The sequence below is a fragment of the Cellulosimicrobium sp. EB106-03-01-XG111 genome, from assembly GCF_058792115.1.
The window spans coordinates 416508-434825 of sequence record NZ_JBYTEQ010000001.1 but is presented as its reverse complement, the minus strand read 5'-3'; the positions used below and the strand labels follow the sequence as shown (position 1 = coordinate 434825).

Genomic DNA, 18318 nt, shown 5'->3' with positions numbered 1-18318 from the left:
AAAACCCCCCCCCCTAGATGATACCTCCTGTTTTGGGGGCTCGGACACGCGCACCCCCCCCCCCCCGGGGGCGGCCCTGCCACGGCGCCAGCGCCGCCCCCGGCCCGGTCCTCGGGCGTCGTCGTGCTCGGCGAGGTCTCGCCCTGGGACACGGTCATGGCTCCGGTTACTCCTTGGCCGCTGCGGCGTTCGTCGTGTCGACGATGTCCTGCGGCGTGCCCTTGCCGGCGAGCAGGTTGACCACGGAGGTGTTGAGCGCGTTGCCGACGTTCTGCCCGAACAGCGTGTCCAGCCAGACGGTGACGTACGGCGCCTCGTTGTAGGCCTCGAGGATCGAGACGAGCGCGGGCTCCGTCACGACGCCCTGCGCCTCCTTGCTCGCGGGCAGGGTGTGGAACGCGGTGGCGTACGCCTCCTGCGACTCCTTCGACATGATGAAGTTGAGGAACTCCGCGCACTCGGCGGGGGCCTGGGCCGAGCAGGAGAAGCCGTCGACGCCGCCCATCATGGCGCCGGGCTCGCCGTCACCGCCCTCGACCGCCGGGAACGGGAACCACTGCAGGTCCGCGAGCGGCTTCTCGTCCGGCGTGAGCGACGCGATGACGCCGGGGTTCCACGCGCCCATGAGCTCCATGGCCGCCTGGTGGTTCGCGATGAGGCCCGCGGACGAGCCCGCGCCCTGCTGCGCGGAGGTCGTAAGGAAGCCCTGGTTGAAGGGCTCGGTCTCGGCGAACGCCTGGAGGTCCTCGCCGGCCTTGAGCCAGCACGGGTCGTCGAAGCTGCGCTCGCTCGCCGCCGTGTTGATGGTGTCCTGCGAGCACTCGCGCAGGGCGAAGAAGTAGTACCAGTGCGCGGCCGGCCACGCGTCCTTCGCGCCGAGCGCGATCGGCGCGACGCCTGCGGTCTTGAGCTGGTCGACGACGCCCTCGAGCTCGCCGATCGTCGTCGGGTTCGCCGTCACGCCGGCCTGCTCGAACAGGTCCTCGCTGTAGTACACGCCGCCCGGGAGGATCGAGACCGGCATCCCGTAGACCTTGCCGTCGACCGTGAAGGCGCTGAGCGCCGCGTCGCCCACGGCCTCGCGCGTGGTGTCGTCGATCGCGTCGGTGAGGTCCATCGCCTGGCCGGCCTCCACGACGTCGGCCAGCTTGCCGCCGCCGCGCGCCATGAAGATGTCGGGCGCGTCGCCCGAGTTGAGGGCCGTCTGGAGCTTGCCGTCCATGTCCTCGTTCTGGATGGCCTGGATCTCGATCGTGACGCCGGGGTTCGCCTCCTCGAACGCCGCGACCGTCTCCTCCCAGTAGGCCTTGCCCTCACCGGTCGTGGAGTTGTGCCAGAAGGTCATCGAGACCGAGCCGTCGTCCGAGCCGGAGTCGCCTCCGCCTCCGCAGGCCGTGAGCACGAGCGTGCCCGCCAGGGCGACGGCGGTCGCCGTCAGGAGCTTTCGAGCCTTCATCGTTCCGTCCTCTTCGTCGAGTCGCACCGGGGCGCACGCTGCCTCGAGCGCGCCGGGCCGCCACCGCTGTGGGGCCGCCGGTAGCGACTCTGGCAGGCGCGACCCGGCCGTGTCAATCGTTATCGATAACGTTTTACATACGACGTGGCACGGGCCTCCGACGGCGCCCGCCAGGGGCTACTGTCATCCCCATGCGCTCCACGGGAAGAGTCACGATCGGCGACGTCGCGCGCACCGCCGGCGTCTCCGTCGCGACCGTCTCCAAGGTGATCAACGGTCGCTACGGCGTCGCGCCCGAGACCTCCCGCCACGTCCAGGCGGTCATCGACGACCTCGGGTACGAGTCGTCGATCGTCGCGCGGAGCCTGCGGAGCAGCAGGACCAACGTCATCGGCATCCTCGTCGCCGAGTTCGAGCCCTTCTCGACCGAGCTCCTCAAGGGCATCTCCGAGGCCGTCGACGGGACCGGGTACGAGCTCCTCGCCTACTCCGGCGGGCTGCGCCGCGACGACCGCGTCGGCTGGGAGCAGCGCTCGCTGTCCCGCCTCGGCGGCACCCTCATCGACGGCGCCATCCTCGTCACGCCCACCGTCGTCGCGCCCGGCAGCTCGATCCCCGTCGTCGCCGTCGACCCGCACCGCGGCCCGTCCGACCCCCCGACCGTCGACTCCGACAACCTCGCCGGCGGCCGCACCGCGACACAGCACCTCCTCGACCTCGGCCACCGCCGCATCGGCTTCCTCGCCGGCCGCCCCGACCTCGAGTCCGCGCGCCTGCGCGAGCAGGGGTACCGCGAGGCGCTCGCCGACGCGGGCATCGCCTTCGACCCCGACCTCGTGCGCGTCGGCGGCTACCGCCCCGACCTCGCGGACTCCCCCGCGCACGAGCTCCTCTCGCTCCCCGAGCGCCCCACCGCGATCTTCGCCGCCAACGACCTCTCCGCGATCCGCACCATGGAGGTCGCCGCCGAGCTCGGCCTCCGCGTGCCCGACGACGTCTCCGTCATCGGCTTCGACAACGTGCCGGAGTCCGCGCTCACCACCCCGCCCCTGACGACCGTCGACCAGCCCATCCACCGCATGGGCACCGAGGCCCTGCGCCTCATCGTCGACCTCGTCGAGGGCCGGACGCGCGAGCCGCACGTCCGCCTCCCCACGACCCTCGTCGTCCGCGGCACCACCCGCGCCGTCTGACCGCCCGCCGTCGGGACGGTGCCGCCGTCGCGCGAGGCAGAGCCCTGGTCGCGCCAGGTAGAGGCCAGGTCGCCCGTCGAGGACGAGGGCGGCCCGACCGAGCCATCCGGGCAGTGCGAGCAGGCGGTTCCGGCGCGTCCGTCGGCCAGGACGCGCCCGGTCCACCTGCTCGTCGCGACGGCGGACGGGCGGTGCCCGGCGACCGTGGAAGCACCGCGGGAGGTCGGCCGGGTGATCCTCGTCCGCGAGGCACGGACGGCTGAGTGGCCCCCACGGTCGGTCGGGAGACCACGGGTCTACCCCGCGCGACCACGGCTCTACCTCGGCGGGGACAGCGGCGTTGGAATCCTGGGCGCCTCGTCGTCGTTATGTCACCAGTACCACTGTCGACAGACCTTGAGGAGGTCAGGTGGCCCGCCTCGCACGCCGCGTCCAGGTCGAGAACGACTTCGGCGAGATCATGCACTACGACCGTCACACCGGCGGTGGCTTCGTGTCGCCGCACGCCCGCGTCCCCGAGTCCGTGCCCGTCGGGTGGGGCACCTACGTCGAGAAGGGCGCGGTGGTGGGTCACGGCTGCCGGCTCGGTGACGGGACCTGGATCGACCGGGACGTCGTCCTCGGCCGCGACGTCCGCGTCGGCGACAACGTCCGCATCGCCCCCGAGGCGCGCGTCGGCGACCGCGCCCGCGTGGGCAGCGGCGCGCGCGTCGGGCGCCGGGTGCTCGTGGAGGCCGGCGCCGTCGTCCCGCCGGACGAGATCGTGCCCGACGACGCGACCGTCCGCCGCCGGGGCGGCCTCCGCTCCGGGTACGACGTCGCCGCGTAGCCCCACCTCCCCCGGCCGCCCGGCGGGCCCCGCCACCGCGGGCCGCTGGGCGCCGTCCGCCACAGCGGTCCCAGCGACGCCTCCGAGCGCGCCGCGTCGCGCGGCGCGCCGGGCGGACGCCTTCCCGCGCCGCCCGCCGGGTGCGTAGCCTTACCGCCCGTGACCTTCCCGCCGCACGGCCCGGCCGTCCCCCCGCCCCAGCAGCCGCCGCACCCGCTGGGCCCGGCGGGTGCCGCCGTCCCGCTCGACCCGCGCGCCGTGCTCGAGGGCCGGCCGCCGGGCCGCGCGCGCGTCGGCGTCATCGTGACGATCGCCGTCGCGAGCCTGTGCCTGCTCGTGGGCCTCGTGCTCGCGGCGCTGTCCGGGGTGGGCACGTTCACGGTCGGGCTGCTGCTCGCGCTCGTGCCGCTGGGCATCTGGGTGCCGGTCGTGCTCGCGCTCGACCGCCTGGAGCCCGAGCCGCCGAGCGCGCTCGTCGTCGCGTTCCTCTGGGGCGCGGGGATCGCGACGCTCGTCGCGGGGATCCTCAACACGCTCGGCCTCGAGCTGCTCACCGCGCCGCTGTTCGGCGAGGAGGTCGGCTGGTACGTCGTGGCGTCGTTCGGGGCGCCGTTCGTCGAGGAGATCCTCAAGGGCGCGGTGCTGTTCGGGATGCTGTGGTTCCGGCGTCACGAGATCGACGGCTGGACGGACGGCGTGATCTACGCCGCGATGGTCGCGCTCGGGTTCGCGGCGGTCGAGAACGTCACGTACTTCATCATGGCCGCGCAGGACGGCACGCTCGGCCCGACGTTCGTGCTGCGCGCGATCGTCACGCCCCTGCTGCACCCGCTCTGCACGGCGCTCACGGGCCTCGGCGTCGCGAGCGCCGCCACGAGCCCGCCCGGGCCGCGCCGCGTGCTCGCGCCGCTCGGCGGTCTCGCCGCGGCCATCGCCCTGCACATGCTGTGGAACGCCTCGACCGGCTTCGGCCCGCTCGCGCTCGGGGTCGCGTACCTCGCCGGGCTCGGGGTGCTGGTCACGCTGGTCGTCCTGCTCGTCCGGGACAGACGCCGCACGGTCGCGACGATCCGGCGCCAGCTCGTCCCGTACGTGCCGACGGGCCTCGTGACGCCCGCCGACCTCGCGATGCTCTCGACGCTCGCCGCTCGCCGTCAGGCGCGCGACTGGGCGCGCCGCACCGGAGGCGCGGGGGCCGCGCACGCGATGCGCGACTACCAGCAGGCGGCGACGGAGCTCGCGCTGCTCCACGACCGGGTCGAGCGCGGCGCGGTCGAGGCGTGGCGCGTCGAGGGACAGCGGCGCGCGCTGCTGCAGCTCATGCTCACGGCGCGCCAGGCGTTCCTGGTGCGGGCTCCGCAGCCGCCGCCGGCGCCCTGGTCGCCGGGTGCGCCGTCGGGGTTCACGTCCGGCGCGTGGGCGCCGGGGCCCGGCCTGCGGTAGCGGACCGTCCGCCGCGCGGCGGGGTCCGGATGACGAGCACCGCGTCCACGGGCGCGCCGTCGAGCGCACGGTAGGAGTGCTCGGCGTCCGACACCCAGCGCAGCCCGTCCCCCACGGTCACCACGGCCTCGGCGCCACGACGGCCCGCGCGCACGCGGCCGGAGGTCACGAGCAGGTGCTCGACGACGCCCGGCCCGTGCGGCGGCGACGTGCGGTCCGCGGACGCCGCGAGGTGCAGGTGGTAGACCTCGACGGCCGTGCCGTCGGGCAGGTGGTGGGCGTCGAGGAGGCGGGCCCGGACGCCCTCGGACGACACCTCCGAACCCGGCCGCTCGGCGAGGAGGGTCGCGAGCGGGACGCCGAGCGCCCCGGCGAGCGCGTAGAGCGTCGCGAGCGTGGGGTTGCGCGCGCCGTGCTCGATCTCGGAGAGCGAGCCCTTGCCGACGCCCGCCGCCGCCGCGAGCGCCGACAGCGACAGCCCGCGCTCGGCCCGCAGCGCCCGGATCTGGGCGGCGACCGCGGCGAGGGTCTCGTCCCCACGGCGGTCCGACGGCGCGGGGGCACCGCCGCCCGCGCCGTCGTCCGGCCCTGCGCTCGCCCCTGCGCTCGCTCCTGCGCTCGCCCGCGCTCCCCCGTCGCTCACGCGCGGCAGCCTACCGGCCGTGACTCAGGCCACTCTGGTAGCGTTCCGCAAACAGAACGGCTCGGCACGTCCGCTGGAGCAGCATGGAACCCGACCCGGAGCGCCTGCGCCCCGTCCTCGCCGGGCTCGTCACGGCCCTCGTCGGCTTCACGAGCTCGTTCGCCGTCGTGCTCGCGGGCCTGCGCGCCGTCGGCGCCACGCCCGACCAGGCCGCGTCCGGCCTGCTCGCCCTGTGCGTGACGCAGGCCGTCGGCATCCTCTGGCTGACGACGCGCCACCGCACCCCGCTCACGCTCGCCTGGTCCACGCCCGGGGCCGCGCTGCTCGTCAGCACGGGCGCGGTCGCGGGCGGCTGGCCCGCCGCGGTCGGCGCGTTCTGCGTCGTCGGCGGGCTCGTGCTGCTCACCGCGCTCTGGCCGCGCCTCGGCGACCTCGTCGCCGCGATCCCCACCCCGATCGCCCAGGCGATGCTCGCGGGCGTCCTGCTCACGCTGTGCCTCGCGCCCGTCCGCGCGGTCGTCACGACGCCGCTGCTCGTCGCGCCCGTCGTGCTCACGTGGCTCGTGCTGCTGCGGCTCGCGCCGCGCTGGGCCGCGCCCGCGGCGCTCGCGGTCACGCTCGCGGTCGTCGGGTACGAGGCCGTGGGGAGCGGCACCCTCGCCTGGGCCGACGCCGTCCCCCGCCTCGACCTCACCGCCCCGACGCTGTCGTGGCAGGCGGTCGTCGGGCTCGCCGTGCCGCTCTACGTCGTGACGATGGCGTCGCAGAACGTCCCGGGCGTCGCAGTCATGGCCTCGTTCGGCTACCGCGTGCCGTGGCGCGAGACCATGACCGTCACCGGCCTCGCGACCCTCGCGGGGGCCACCGCGGGCGGGCACGCGATCAACCTCGCGGCGATCTCCGCCGCGCTCGCCGCAGGCCCCGAGGCGCACCCCGACCCCCGACGGCGCTGGGTCGCCGCCCACACCGCGGGCTGGGCCTACCTGGTGCTCGCCGTGGGCTCGGCCGGGCTCGCCGCGCTGGTCGCGGCCGCGCCCGCCGGGCTCGTCGAGGCGGCCGCCGGGCTCGCGCTCGTCGGGACGCTCGGCGCCGCCGTCGCGGGCGCGGTCGCCGAGCCACGGGGCCGTGAGGCGGCCGTCGTGACGTTCCTCGTCGCCGCGAGCGGGACGGTCGTCGCGGGCATCGGCGCCGCGTTCTGGGCCGTGCTCGCGGGCCTCGCCGTCCACGCGGTGCTCACCGTGCGCCGTCGGGCACGCACCCCCGCCACCCCCGAGGCAGCACCCCGATAGCGCGAGGTCGAGGCGTGGTCATGACCACGCCTCGACCTTGGCGGGCCGGGGCTCTACCTCGGCTGGACGACGGCGCCCGTCGGCTCGTCCGTCGGGTGCGGCCCGAGGACGGGCAGGTTGTCGCGGAAGACGTTCGTCGGGTCCACGCGGCGCTTGACCTCGCGCAGCCGCTCCAGGGTCGCGGGCGGGAACGCGTCCGTCACGCGCTCGGTGCGCAGGTCGGTGTCGAAGCTGAGGTACATGCCGTCGAACACGTCGGCGAGCGCGTCCCACCGCGCGTCGAGACGGGACCGGCTCGCCCCCATCGCGACGACCGAGAAGTTCGCGGACCGGTGCGCGTACGCCGTCGCGTCCGCCGGCACGTCCGACGCCGCGCCGCCCGTCGAGCGGATCTGGAAGAAGTACGTGTCCCCGCTCGCGACGAGGCCCGCGAGCCGCGCCGACGCCTCGGGCGTGAGGTGCTCCAGCAGCCCGGACCGCGACACGGGCTCGCCCTGCCCGCCGTGCGGGCCGGGCGGGGGCGCGGAGACGACGGCGTCGTACGGCACGATCTGCGCCGTCGCCCGGGCGAGCAGCGGGGAGATCGCCGCGAACGGCTGGAGCCGCGCAAGGACGGTGTCCGGGTCGTCGGAGTCGACCATCGTCATCGACTGCGCGACGACGGGCTGCCCCGGCCGCGGCCGCCCCACGATCAGGAAGCTCGTCGTGTCTCGGGGCGAGGCCTCCACCGTGGCGCCCCAGCGCTCGAGGAACCCGGCGAGGTCCGACGCGTCGTGCACCATCTGCGCGAACCCCACCGCGGACACCTCGTCCGCGACGAGCTCGAACGACGTGACGATCCCGACCTGCGCCCCGGCGCCGCGCACGGCCCAGAACAGGTCCGTGTTCTCGTCGTCGCTCGCGCGCACGACCGAGCCGTCCGCGAGGACGACCTCGACCGCGCGCACGTGGTCGATCGTCAGGCCGTGCGCCCGCCCGAGGAAGCCGATACCGCCCGCCGTCGCGAGACCGCCCACCCCGACGCCGCCGGAGTCGCCCGACGTGATCGCCCAGCCGCGCGGCGCGAGCGCCGCGGCGACCCCGCCCCAGCGCGCGCCGGGCCGACGCGCACGAGGCGCGCGGCGACGTCGAGCACCTCCACCTGGTCGAGGGCGGCGAGGTCGAGGACGATGCCGCCGTCGTTCGTGGAGCGCCCGCTGATGCCGTGCCCGCCCGAGCGGACGGACAGCGGCACCCGGCGCGTCACCGGCTGGGCGCGCGCGAACGCGAGCGCCTCGACGACCTCCGCGGTGTCGCGCGGGCGCAGCACGAGGCCCGGCGAGCCGCCGCGCAGGTAGTTCGAGCGCACCCCCGCGTACGCGGCGTCGCCCGGCTCGACGGCACGCTCCGCGAGCGCGGCGGGGACGTCGTCGTACGCGATCCCGTCGCGACGCGCGGCCCGCACGGCGAGCGGCACGACGCGCGACGTGTCGGTGCCCCGCTCCGCGCGTGCGGCGTCGACGGCGTCGCGCAGGGCGGGCGCGACCTCGTCCGCGAACCGGCGGGTGGTGCGCTCGTCGTCGGTCGCGAGGATCAGCGTGGAGACGCCCTCGTCGAGGACGAGCGGCAGGAGCCGCTCGAGCCAGGCCGCGGGCGGCCCGGAGAGGTCGGGGGCGCCCCCGAGGCCGGACGCCTCCGGGACCGCGTCGAACGTGCCCGACACGTTGAGCAGGCGCGTCACCTCGCGCGGGTCGCGCCCGACGGCGGCCGCCGCCTCGTCGATGCGCGCGTTGCCCGCGCGCAGCCCGTCGAGGCCCACACGGCCCAGCGACGGGAGCCAGCCGTCGGCCTTCTCCCCGACGAGGCGCAGCATCCGGGGGCCGAGCGCACCCAGCCACAGCGGGATGCGGCGCGTGGTGCCCGGGCCTGGCGTCGCGCCGTCGAGCCGGTGGTGCCGGCCGGGCACGAACAGCTCGCCGTCGCCGTCCTCGCCCCAGATCGCGCGGATCACGTCGATCGCCTCGGCGAGCGCGTCGACGGACTCCCCCGGCGTGAGCCGGCGCGTGCCCATCGCCTCCATGGCGTCCCAGAAGGCCCCCGCCCCGAGGGCGAGCTCGACACGACCGTCGGAGAGCAGGTCCAGGCTCGCCGCCGCGCGCGCCAGGACGGCGGGCGGACGCATCGGGACGTTGACGACGTCGGGCGCGACGTGGATGCGCTCCGTCGCGGACGCGACGTACGACAGCAGCGTCCACGTGTCGAGGAAGCGCGGCTGGTACGGGTGGTCCTGGAACGTCACGAGGTCGTAGCCGGCGTCCTCCGCGACGCGCGCGAGCCCGACCGTCGCCTCCGGGTCCTGCGCCGACGGCGTGACGAACGTGCCCAGCCGGAGCGGGTGGCCGTAGTCGGTCATGCGCGGGCCCCGCCGTCGGCCGGTGCGACCGGTGCCGCGCCGTCGGTCGTGCCGCGCGCCGCGGCGACGAGCTCGCGCGCCGCGGGCGCGACCTCCTGGCCCACGACGGCGAGCGTCGTCGGGTCGTCGCCGCCGACGATCCACGTGGACACGCCGTGCTCGAGCGCCACCTCCGCGACCTGCTCGGCCCACTGCCGCGGCGACCCCTGGAGGAACCCGGCGCCGCCGTCGGCGGTGAACCGCCCGCCGACGTTGAGGAGCCGACGCACCGCGCGCGGGTCGCGGCCCGCCTCCTGCGCGGCGGCGTCGATCGTCGCGTTGCCCTGCGCGAGCGCCTCGAAGCTCTGCAGGTACGCGAGCGACGGGAGCCAGCCGTCGGCCTGCGCGCCGACGAGGCGCAGCATGCGGGGTTTGAGCGCCCCGACCCAGATCTCGACGTCGTGCGCGGGGGCGGGGCCCCGCTTGGCGCCGTCGACGTGGTGGTACGTCCCGCCCACGTCCAGCCGCTCGCGCGTGGTCGTGTCCCACAGCCCGCGGATGACGTCGATGCCCTCGGAGAGCGCGTCGACGGACTGCCCCGGCGTGAGGCGCTCGCCGCCCATCGCGACGATCGGGTCCCAGAACCCGCCCGCGCCCAGGCCGAGCTCGACACGCCCGCCCGACAGCCGGTCGAGGCTCGCGACGGCGCGCGCCAGCACGGCCGGCGGGCGCAGCGGCAGGTTGAGCACGTTGCCCGCGAGGCGGATGCGCTCGGTGCGCGCCGCGACCCACGACAGCAGGGTCCAGGTGTCGAGGAACGCCGCCTGGTACGGGTGGTCCTGGAAGGTCACGAGGTCCAGGCCGACCTCCTCGGACAGCTGCGCGAGCGCGACCGCCTGCTGCGGCGCCGCGGCGGTGGGCGTGACGAAGGACCCGAAGCGCAGGTCGTGGCCGTAGTCGGGCATGGCTCCTCGCGATCTCAAGATACGTTGTTGAGCAGAACATATCGAGAACAGATAGGTGGTGCAACCGCATTCCCGCGGTACCCTGAGCGGATGAGCACGAGCGCGACGACCGCCGCACCCACCGGCCCGGCCGAGCTCCCCGGCCGCCTCGAGGACCTCGGCTGGCACCTCGGCGTCCTGCTGCGCGCCTACCGCGCGACCGTCGAGCAGGCGCTCGACGACGTCCCGCACGGCACGCGCGGCTACCAGGTCCTCGTGACCGTCGCGCAGGGCGACCACCCCACGCAGCTCGCGCTCGCCGAGCACCACGGCATCGACCGCACCGTCATGACGTACCTCGTCGACGACCTCGTCGCGTCCGGCCTCGTCGAGCGGCAGCAGAACCCCGCCGACCGCCGGGCGCGCCGCGTCGTCGCGACGCCCGAGGGCCGCCGTCGTCTCGCGGGGTGGGCCGCCGCCGTGCACGACGCCGAGGAGCAGCTCCTCGACATGCTCTCGCCCGACGAGCGCGGCACCTTCCGCACCCTCATGCGCCGCGTCGCGTGCGACCTCCGCGACATCGACGCCGGCACCGACCCGTGCACCGTCGCCGAGCACACCCTCGGCACCACCACCCCGCCGAGGTAGAGACCCGGTCTACCTCGGGAGCGGGTCAGCAGCGGTGGGTGACGCGTCAGCCTCGGCGAGTGCGGCGTCGGTGCCCTCGGGGTCCCGGCCGCGCAGGGGGTAGAACCAGAAGCACACGAAGGCCAGGGCGGCGATGAGGACGGGGATACCGCCGAGCAGGAGGCGCACGCCCGTCGCGACGCCGTCCGGCTGCACGACGTCGCCGGTGCCCTCGACGTAGCCGCTCGCGGAGAGCACGGCCGCGACGAGGACGGCCTGCACGATCACGGACCCGCGCACGACGAACCCGTTCGCCCCGAAGTACATGCCCTCGCGGCGCAGGCCGGTGCGGCGCTCGTCGTCGTCGATGACCTGCGCGAGCGCGACCTCGAGCACCTGCATGAGCCCGGCCACGCCCACGCCGACGGCCAGGCCCGCGAGCGCGGCGCCGAGCACGGTGGTCGGCACGAGGTAGAGGCACGTCGCGAGCCCGTACACGGCGACGACCCAGAGCATCGTGGAGCGCGGGCCGATGCGGCGCACGACCCACGACCACCCGACGATCGCCGGGATCGCGGCGACGAAGATCGGCGCGAGGAGGAACGTCGCGTCGGCCTCCGCCCCGCCGAGCACGTAGCGCACGTAGAACGGCACGGCGGCGAGCACGATCGCGGTGGTGCTCTGGAGCAGCAGCGACCCGAGCACGTAGGTGACGAACGCGCGGTTCGCGAACGTGTAGCGCAGCTGGGCGCCGAGCCCGACGGCGGCCTCGCGCTCGCGCACCGCCGCGACGTCGACGGGACGCTCGACCATGCCGACGAGGGACCACGCGAAGAACCCGAGGCTCACGACGGCGAGCAGCAGCGCCATCCACGTCCACCCGAGCGTCCCGTACAGCAGCGGGGCGCCGGCGGTGCCGAGGATCATGCCGACGAGGCCGAAGATCTGGCGCGGCGCGTTCCCGCGGGCGCGCTCCGCCGTCGTGCGGAAGATCTCGGGGAACAGCGCCGAGACGTTGAGCACGACGACGACGTACGCGACGTCGTACACGGCGACGACGACGAGGAACCACACGACGAGCCCGGTGGGGCTCAGCGCGGGCGGCATCCACACGAGCGCGAACGCGACGACGAGCGGCACGACGCCGAGCCCGATCCACGGCACGCGGCGGCCCCAGCGGGTGCGGCGCCGGTCGGAGGCCGCGCCGACGAGCGGGTTGAGCACCGCGTTGAGGATGCCGTGCGCGACCATGGCGCCCGCGACCCAGCCGGCGGGCACGCCGAGGTGGTCGACGTAGAAGTAGACGACGAACGCGGAGAACGTCTGGAGCAGCAGGTTCGCGGGGAACGCGGACGCGCCGTAGGCGACGGTCTGCGCGCGCGTGGCCGCGCCGACGAGGCGGCGGTCCCGCACCCGGGCGAGCGCCCCTCCGGTCGGCGCCCCTCCGCTCGGCGCCGTGCCCGACGGCGTCCCGTGCGGCGCGCTCATCGCTCGCCCCGCTGGACCGCGCGCAGGTCGCGCCAGCCGACGCGGACGAGGCCTTCCTCGGCCACCACGGCCGCGACCGCCGGGTCGGCGAGGAGGCGGTGCTCGAACCCGCGCTTCGGCGCGGCGTAGTCGGCGACGTCGCCGAGCTCGTCGTCGTCGAGCATGGGGTGCAGGTAGATCTCGGTGACGCCGGGCGGCACGCGGCGCAGCAGGTCGAGGAAGCCGTCACGGACGTCCTCGTAGCCCTCCGCGTCGTCCGTGCCCTCGCCGGCGAGCTCGAACGGGTGCGTCCACAGGCGGTCGACGAGCACGACCCCGAGCGCGTCGGCCGCCGCGGTCGCCTCGTCGAGGAGCGGCTGGAAGTCGCCGGGCGGCAGGAGCATCCCGTCGGTCGTGCGCGGCAGGCGGAACGGCAGCCCGTGCCGGGCCGCGAGCTCGAACACCTGCGGCAGGAACGAGCGCCCCGTCTCGAGCCCGTAGACCGAGCCCATGTGGTTGTCGAGGTGCGAGACGTCGACCCCGGCGGCGAGCGCCGCGTCGAGCTGCGCCGCGAGCTCGGCCGCGACGTCCTCGGCGCGCGCCTGCTGCTCGACGGTGCGGACGTCGCGCGGGAAGTACCCCGCGGCGTCGACGAGCGAGGTCCCCGCCCCCGTGAGGGGCCGCCACCGGTAGCGCGTCCACTCGCTCGTGAGCACGAGGTGGACGCCGACGTCGACGGGGTGCGCCGCGGCGAACGCGAGCGCGTCCGGCGCCCAGCCGCACGGCACCATGACGGTCGCGGAGTCGAGGTGCCCCGCGAGGAGCAGCTCCGAGATCGCGCGGTTCGCCGCCCGGCACATGCCGTAGTCGTCGGCGTTGAGGATCACGGCGCGCGCGTCGCCCGCGAGGCCCAGCCGGGACACCAGGTCCGACGGCGGCCCTCCCGCCGCGGGCGTCGTCACGACGCGGCCTCCGCGTGCTCGTCGTCGGCCTCGCCGCTCTCGCCCGGTGCCGAGTGGGCCGCGGCGGCGCGGAACACCTCGTCGCGCAGGGCGTCGCTCGCGGACCGGGCCGCGCCCACGACGACGGCGTCGCTCGTGAGCTCCGACGGGACGACCCGCACGGGCAGCACGGCCAGCTTCTCGCCGAGGAACCGCTGCACGCGCTCGGCGATCGGGGGGCGCGCGGCGTGGTTGGTGAGGACGAAGAGCTCCGGCTCGACGACGAGCGCGACGGCCGCCGCCACGACGCCGATGCGCTCCGCGACCTCGTCCAGCACGTCGCCGGACGCGCCGTCGCCCTGCGCGGCGCGGTCCACGATGTCCTTGACCGCGATGTCGTCCGGGAGGCCGTTCTCCTTGGCGATCGCCGCGATCGACGACGCCCCGAGCGTCTCCGAGCCGAGCGACCGGCCGGGGTGCGGGAGGAACGACACCTCGCCCGCGCCGCCCGCCGCGCCGCGGTGCAGACGGCCGTCGAGGACGAGACCGGCGCCGAACCCGTCGCCGAGCCCCAGCACGACGAACGTCCGGACGCCGGCGGCGACGCCGTCGCGCTGCTCCGCGATCGCCGCGAGGTTGAGGTCGTTCTCGAGCGTCACCGGGCAGCCGAGCGCATCGACGAGGGCGTCGTGGAGGTCCGTGCCGCCCTTCTCGAAGCCCGGCACCCGGCGGATCGTCGCGTGGTCCGGGCTGACGATCGACGGCACCGCCGCGACGGCGCGCGTCACCTCGACGGTCGCTCCCTCGGGCAGCCGGGCCTGGACGTCGGTGACGCACGCGCGGGCGAGCTCGGCCGCGGCACGGGCGCGCGCCGTCGGGGTCGGGCGGACGTCGCGCCGCTCGGCGCGGGCACGGACCGCTCCCGTGACGTCGACGAGCGCGACCCGCACGCGGTCGCGCGCGACGTCGACCCCCAGCCCGAACGCGTAGTCCGGGTCGACCCGGTACAGCGTCGCGGCCGGGCCGCGACGGTCCCGGTCGAGCCCCGCCTCCGTGACGACGCCCGTCGCCTCGAGCGCGCGCAGGGTCTGCGCGACGGTCGTCTTCGACAGACCGGTCGCCGCGACGACGTCGGGGCGCGCGACCTGCGCGCCGGTGCCGAGCACGTCGAGCACGGCGCGCGCGTTGAGGGTGCGCAGGAGGGCGGGGGTTCCGGCGGGAGTGGTGTCCATCTGGTCTCCGTCGAGCAGTGGGTGGTCGAGCAGACATGTCCGGGCCGAGCAGGTAGGGCGGGAAGTTCCCTACCCGCCGGAGACTAACCGCGCCGCCTGTGGTTGTCGACGGCGGCCGCCGCGCGTCTCCCACCCTGTAGCGTGACGTCGTGATCCGCCGAGCCCTCGCCCGCGCCTTCTGGGCGACCAGCCGGTGGAGGCTGCGCTCGCAGCCGTACGACACGAACCGGCCCACCCTCCTCGTCGGAGCCCCGCACACGTCGAACTGGGACTTCGTGCTCATGCTCGCGATCGCGTGGAGCACGGGCATCCACGTGCGCTGGCTGGGCAAGCACACGCTCTTCGCCGGTCCCGCGGGTCCGGTCATGCGCGCGCTGGGCGGCATCCCCGTCGACCGGCGCGACCCGAGCCGGGTCGTGACCGACGTCGTCGGCCGCCTCCGGGCGGGCGAGGTCTTCTCGCTCGTCGTCACGCCCGAGGGCACGCGCGGCGCGGGGTCGTACTGGAAGTCGGGGTTCTACCGGATCGCGCGCGAGGCGCACCTGCCGGTCACGCTCGGCTACGTGGACCGCACCACGATGACGACGGGCCTCGGCCCGACGATCGACCTCACCGGCGACGTGCGCGCCGACATGGACGTCGTGCGCGCGTTCTACGCCGACAAGTCGGGCCTCCGGCCCGCGCTGCGCACCGAGCCGCGCCTGCGCGAGGAGGACGCGCCCGCCTGACGGGCCGCGACCCCGGACGCCGTCCCGCACGCCGTCCCCCGCGGGGGCGCACCGGGCCGTCCGGCGCCCGCGCTCTCGGACGCTCGTTCAGCTTCGGGCCACCGCCACGTCCGGTGCCCCGGCACCCTACGTAGTCCCCACACTCTTCACCCGCCGGACGGATGCCCGAGGCACCTCGAGCGGGGGTCCCGGACCCCGGTCGAGCCGCACGAAGACGCCCTCCGCGGGACGTCGCGTACGGGACATCCCGTACTCCGGGGCGGCCCTGCGTAGGCGTTGGAGCCTCGTCCTCCACCTGCTTACGGTCCCCCTCGTCACGGTCGACGGTGCGGGCTCCGCACGACGTCGGCCCTCCCCGACACAGGAAGCGAGTCCCCCGATGAAGCGACTCCGCGCGGCGCTCCTCGCCGCCGTCGTGGGCGCGACCGCGATCATCGCCCCGATCGCGATCGCCCCCAGCGCCTCGGCGCACGGCTGGATCACCTCTCCCCCCAGCCGGCAGGACAACTGCGCGAAGGGCACCACGTCCTTCGACTGCGGTTCCATCAAGTACGAGCCGCAGTCCGTCGAGGCCCCCAAGGGCTCGATGAAGTGCTCCGGCGGCAGCGGCTACGCGATCCTCGACGACGCGAGCAAGCCCTGGCCCCGCACGACCACGGGCCGCGACGTGACGTTCCAGTGGAACCTCACGGCGAACCACGCCACGAGCGTGTGGGAGTACTTCGTCGACGGCCAGCTCTTCGCGACGTTCGACGGCGGCGGCGTCCAGCCCCCCAAGAACATCTCGCACACCCTGAAGGGCCTGCCGCTCGGCAACCACACGATCCTCGCGCGCTGGAACGTGTCGAACACGGTCAACGCGTTCTACAACTGCGTCGACCTGACCGTCACGGCCGACGGCACCAACCCCGGCGGGGGCACCCCCGGCGGCGGCACGCCCGAGCCGGGCACCCCGGGCGGCGGCAACCCCGGCGGCGGCACGCCGGGCACCTGCGCGGACCCGGCGTGGGCCTCGACGTCGACCTACACGGGCGGCGCGAAGGTCTCCTACGCGGGCAACGTGTACGAGGCGAAGTGGTGGACGCAGAACAACGTCCCCGGCTCCGAGGCATGGGGCCCGTGGAAGCTGATCGGCGCCTGCTGACCTGCTGAACCCCGCGACGGCGGGTGGTCTCGTCCGACGGGCGAGACCACCCGCCGTCGTGCGTCGCCGACCCCGGCGACGAGGGCGCGCCCGGCGCGCGTACGCGGAAGCACGTACGGGCTTTGCCCAATTGTCCGGCTCTCCGCCCGTTTCGTAGCGTCGAGGTGCCCGATCCGAGAAGCGGCCCGCGAGGAAGCGCGCCGCAGGACCCATGCACCACCGGATGGAGAGCGAGACATCTCATGCGAAGACTGAGAGCGGTACTCCTGGCAGCCGTCGTCGGCGCGGTCGCGATCATCGCGCCCGTGGCCGTCGCGCCCAGCGCGAGCGCCCACGGCTGGATCACGTCGCCGCCGAGCCGGCAGGACCACTGCGCGAAGGGCACGACGTCCTTCGACTGCGGCTCGATCAAGTACGAGCCCCAGTCCGTCGAGGCGCCCAAGGGCTCGATGCAGTGTTCGGGCGGCAGCGGCTTCAGCATCCTCGACGACGCGAGCAAGCCCTGGCCGCGCACGCAGACCGGCACGTCGGTCACGTTCCAGTGGAAGCTCACCGCGGCGCACAACACGAGCACGTGGGAGTACTTCGTCGACGGCGTGCTGTTCAAGACGTTCAACCAGAACGGCGCGCAGCCGCCCAGCAACATCTCCCACACCCTGACGGGCCTGCCCGAGGGCAACCACACGATCCTCGCGCGCTGGAACGTGTCGAACACGGTCAACGCGTTCTACAACTGCGTCGACCTGAAGATCGGCAGCGGCGGGACCGACCCGGGCAACCCGGGGAACCCCGGCAACCCCGGGAACCCGGGCAACCCCGGCACGTGCTCGGCTCCGGCGTGGTCGGCGAGCGCCGCCTACGTCGGCGGGGCGAACGTCTCGTACTCCGGCCGCAACTACCAGGCCAAGTGGTGGACGACGGGCGAGAACCCGTCGCAGAGCGGCCAGTGGGGCGTCTGGAAGGACCTCGGGGCCTGCTGACGCACTGATCCCGGGAGCGATCCCCGGAACCGTCCAGGGAGCCGTCCCGACAGCACTGCCGACGGCCGGCGGACGCGTGCACGCACGCGACCGTCGGCCGTCGCGCGCGACGGGCGCGGTCCGCGGGTCAGAGGCGCCCGGAGGTCAGCCCCGTCCCCGCAGCCGGTCGAGGTCGCGGCGCTCGCGCTTCGTGGGACGGCCCGCGCCGCGGTCGCGGACGGCGACGCGCACGGTGAGCTCGCGCGGCGGCGGGGGCGGGCTCTGGTCGTCGACCGCCTGCGCGGCGAGGGTGGCGGACACCCGCTTCACGAGCACCTTCTCGACGACGAGGATCCGCTCCACGGGGCCGCCCCGCACGACGACGCGGTCCTTCACCTTCACGCTCGTCGCGGGCTTCGCGCGCTCGCCGTTGACGCGCACGTGCCCGGCCTTCACGGCGGCCGTCGCCTGCGAGCGGCTCTTGAACACGCGGACGGCCCAGAGCCAGCTGTCGACGCGCGCGCTCGTCGCCTCGGTCGTCACCACCCTCCGAGCCTACGAGACCGCGCGGGGCGCGGTACCGGCGGGTCCGTGCGGCCCGCAGACCGCCGTCGGCGTGCGAGAACCGGGCACCCGTGCCACGGTGGTGGCAGGTCATTCGGGGCAAGAGTCCTTTTGGCCGGATCTGTCCCTACGGGAAACGGAGACGTGACATGGGCATCATCGGCTGGATCCTCATCGGCCTCATCATGGGTGCCATCGCCCGCGCGATCGTGCCGGGCAAGCAGAAGGGCGGCTGGATCGTCACGCTGCTGCTGGGCATCGTGGGCGCCCTGCTCGGCGGGTTCATCGCCTCGGCGGTGTTCGGCACCGACGTCAACGAGGAGTTCTTCGACCTCGGCACGTGGGGCTTCGCGCTCATCGGCTCCATCATCGTGGTGTTCATCTGGTCCTGGTTCACCAACCGCAAGCGCGCCTGACGGCGTCGGCCGCACCGGCGGCCCGCTTCCTCGGACGGCCCGGTCCCCTCAGGGGGACCGGGCCGTCCGTGC

17 protein-coding genes and 1 pseudogene are annotated in these 18318 nt (G+C 75.1%); 9 read left to right on the top strand and 9 right to left on the bottom strand.

The annotated features are described in order from the left end of the window. Positions 1-166: 166 nt before the first annotated feature. Positions 167-1456 carry an ABC transporter substrate-binding protein gene (locus AC3WT4_RS01925; protein WP_108050369.1) on the bottom strand — a complete coding sequence of 430 codons (1290 nt, stop codon included), beginning with the start codon at positions 1454-1456 and terminating at the stop codon, positions 167-169. Between the two features lie 191 nt (positions 1457-1647). Here AC3WT4_RS01925 and AC3WT4_RS01920 point away from each other — a divergent pair, with 191 nt between their 5' ends. From AC3WT4_RS01920 to AC3WT4_RS01910, 3 genes are all read left to right on the top strand, one after another. Beyond that, positions 1648-2649 carry a LacI family DNA-binding transcriptional regulator gene (locus tag AC3WT4_RS01920; RefSeq protein WP_074803276.1) on the top strand — a complete coding sequence of 334 codons (1002 nt, stop codon included), beginning with the start codon at positions 1648-1650 and terminating at the stop codon, positions 2647-2649. A gap of 409 nt (positions 2650-3058) precedes the next feature. Beyond that, positions 3059-3478 (top strand): LbetaH domain-containing protein, encoded by a 420-nt coding sequence (locus AC3WT4_RS01915; RefSeq protein ID WP_034652356.1) that lies wholly within the window; start codon positions 3059-3061, stop codon positions 3476-3478. A 159-nt stretch (positions 3479-3637) separates the two neighbouring features. Next, entirely contained in the window at positions 3638-4921 is a 1284-nt protein-coding gene (locus AC3WT4_RS01910) for a PrsW family intramembrane metalloprotease (RefSeq protein ID WP_257417698.1), read from the top strand. Here the strand turns inward: AC3WT4_RS01910 and AC3WT4_RS01905 are convergent. Then, a complete protein-coding gene (locus tag AC3WT4_RS01905) occupies positions 4881-5564 on the bottom strand; it encodes a helix-turn-helix domain-containing protein (RefSeq protein WP_257417700.1) in 684 nt (227 codons plus the stop codon). The two genes, AC3WT4_RS01910 and AC3WT4_RS01905, sit on opposite strands and share 41 nt — an antisense overlap. Positions 5565-5647: 83 nt before the next feature. On the opposite strand from AC3WT4_RS01905, the gene AC3WT4_RS01900 reads away from it, so the two are divergent. Continuing rightward, complete coding sequence (locus AC3WT4_RS01900; RefSeq protein WP_257417702.1) at positions 5648-6853, top strand: benzoate/H(+) symporter BenE family transporter; 1206 nt, start codon at positions 5648-5650, stop codon at positions 6851-6853. 53 nt (positions 6854-6906) lie between these two features. Here the strand turns inward: AC3WT4_RS01900 and AC3WT4_RS01895 are convergent, their stop codons facing one another. The 3 genes and pseudogenes from AC3WT4_RS01895 to AC3WT4_RS01885 all read right to left on the bottom strand — a co-directional run bounded on the left by AC3WT4_RS01895 (position 6907) and on the right by AC3WT4_RS01885 (position 10189). After that, positions 6907-7800 (bottom strand): FAD-binding oxidoreductase, encoded by an 894-nt coding sequence (locus AC3WT4_RS01895; RefSeq protein ID WP_492314554.1) that lies wholly within the window; start codon positions 7798-7800, stop codon positions 6907-6909. A gap of 9 nt (positions 7801-7809) precedes the next feature. Then, positions 7810-9245, bottom strand: a pseudogene (locus AC3WT4_RS01890) (LLM class flavin-dependent oxidoreductase); the annotation flags it as partial. Then, on the bottom strand, positions 9242-10189 hold the full coding sequence (locus AC3WT4_RS01885; RefSeq protein ID WP_257417706.1) for an LLM class flavin-dependent oxidoreductase: 948 nt from the start codon (positions 10187-10189) through the stop codon (positions 9242-9244). The pseudogene AC3WT4_RS01890 and the gene AC3WT4_RS01885, both read right to left, overlap by 4 nt. A gap of 90 nt (positions 10190-10279) precedes the next feature. Here AC3WT4_RS01885 and AC3WT4_RS01880 point away from each other — a divergent pair, with 90 nt between their 5' ends. Continuing rightward, entirely contained in the window at positions 10280-10816 is a 537-nt protein-coding gene (locus AC3WT4_RS01880) for a MarR family winged helix-turn-helix transcriptional regulator (RefSeq protein WP_400110618.1), read from the top strand. Positions 10817-10825: 9 nt separating this feature from the next. On the opposite strand, the gene AC3WT4_RS01875 is transcribed toward AC3WT4_RS01880, so the two are convergent. From AC3WT4_RS01875 to AC3WT4_RS01865, 3 genes are read right to left on the bottom strand one after another with little or no spacing between them, the layout of a single operon-like run. After that, complete coding sequence (locus AC3WT4_RS01875; RefSeq protein ID WP_492314549.1) at positions 10826-12283, bottom strand: MFS transporter; 1458 nt, start codon at positions 12281-12283, stop codon at positions 10826-10828. After that, positions 12280-13224, bottom strand: a complete 945-nt coding sequence (locus AC3WT4_RS01870) for a polysaccharide deacetylase family protein (RefSeq protein ID WP_492314548.1) — start codon at positions 13222-13224, stop codon at positions 12280-12282. The genes AC3WT4_RS01875 and AC3WT4_RS01870 overlap by 4 nt, the downstream gene beginning before the upstream one ends. Beyond that, on the bottom strand, positions 13221-14435 hold the full coding sequence (locus AC3WT4_RS01865) for an ROK family transcriptional regulator (protein WP_108050360.1): 1215 nt from the start codon (positions 14433-14435) through the stop codon (positions 13221-13223). Before AC3WT4_RS01865 ends, AC3WT4_RS01870 begins: the two co-directional genes overlap by 4 nt. 149 nt (positions 14436-14584) lie before the next feature. Between AC3WT4_RS01865 and AC3WT4_RS01860 the strand changes: the two genes are divergently transcribed. The 3 genes from AC3WT4_RS01860 to AC3WT4_RS01850 all read left to right on the top strand — a co-directional run bounded on the left by AC3WT4_RS01860 (position 14585) and on the right by AC3WT4_RS01850 (position 17287). After that, positions 14585-15163 carry a 1-acyl-sn-glycerol-3-phosphate acyltransferase gene (locus AC3WT4_RS01860; protein WP_257417722.1) on the top strand — a complete coding sequence of 193 codons (579 nt, stop codon included), beginning with the start codon at positions 14585-14587 and terminating at the stop codon, positions 15161-15163. A 379-nt stretch (positions 15164-15542) separates the two neighbouring features. Then, positions 15543-16307: a lytic polysaccharide monooxygenase gene (locus tag AC3WT4_RS01855; protein ID WP_074803299.1), complete on the top strand. Its 765-nt coding sequence runs from the start codon at positions 15543-15545 to the stop codon at positions 16305-16307. Positions 16308-16549: 242 nt separating this feature from the next. After that, entirely contained in the window at positions 16550-17287 is a 738-nt protein-coding gene (locus AC3WT4_RS01850; protein ID WP_074803302.1) for a lytic polysaccharide monooxygenase, read from the top strand. A gap of 144 nt (positions 17288-17431) precedes the next feature. Here the strand turns inward: AC3WT4_RS01850 and AC3WT4_RS01845 are convergent, their stop codons facing one another. Further along, entirely contained in the window at positions 17432-17809 is a 378-nt protein-coding gene (locus tag AC3WT4_RS01845; protein ID WP_074804223.1) for an RNA-binding S4 domain-containing protein, read from the bottom strand. A gap of 170 nt (positions 17810-17979) precedes the next feature. On the opposite strand from AC3WT4_RS01845, the gene AC3WT4_RS01840 reads away from it, so the two are divergent. Further along, positions 17980-18246 carry a GlsB/YeaQ/YmgE family stress response membrane protein gene (locus AC3WT4_RS01840; protein WP_009865881.1) on the top strand — a complete coding sequence of 89 codons (267 nt, stop codon included), beginning with the start codon at positions 17980-17982 and terminating at the stop codon, positions 18244-18246. The last annotated feature ends 72 nt before the right edge of the window (positions 18247-18318 follow it).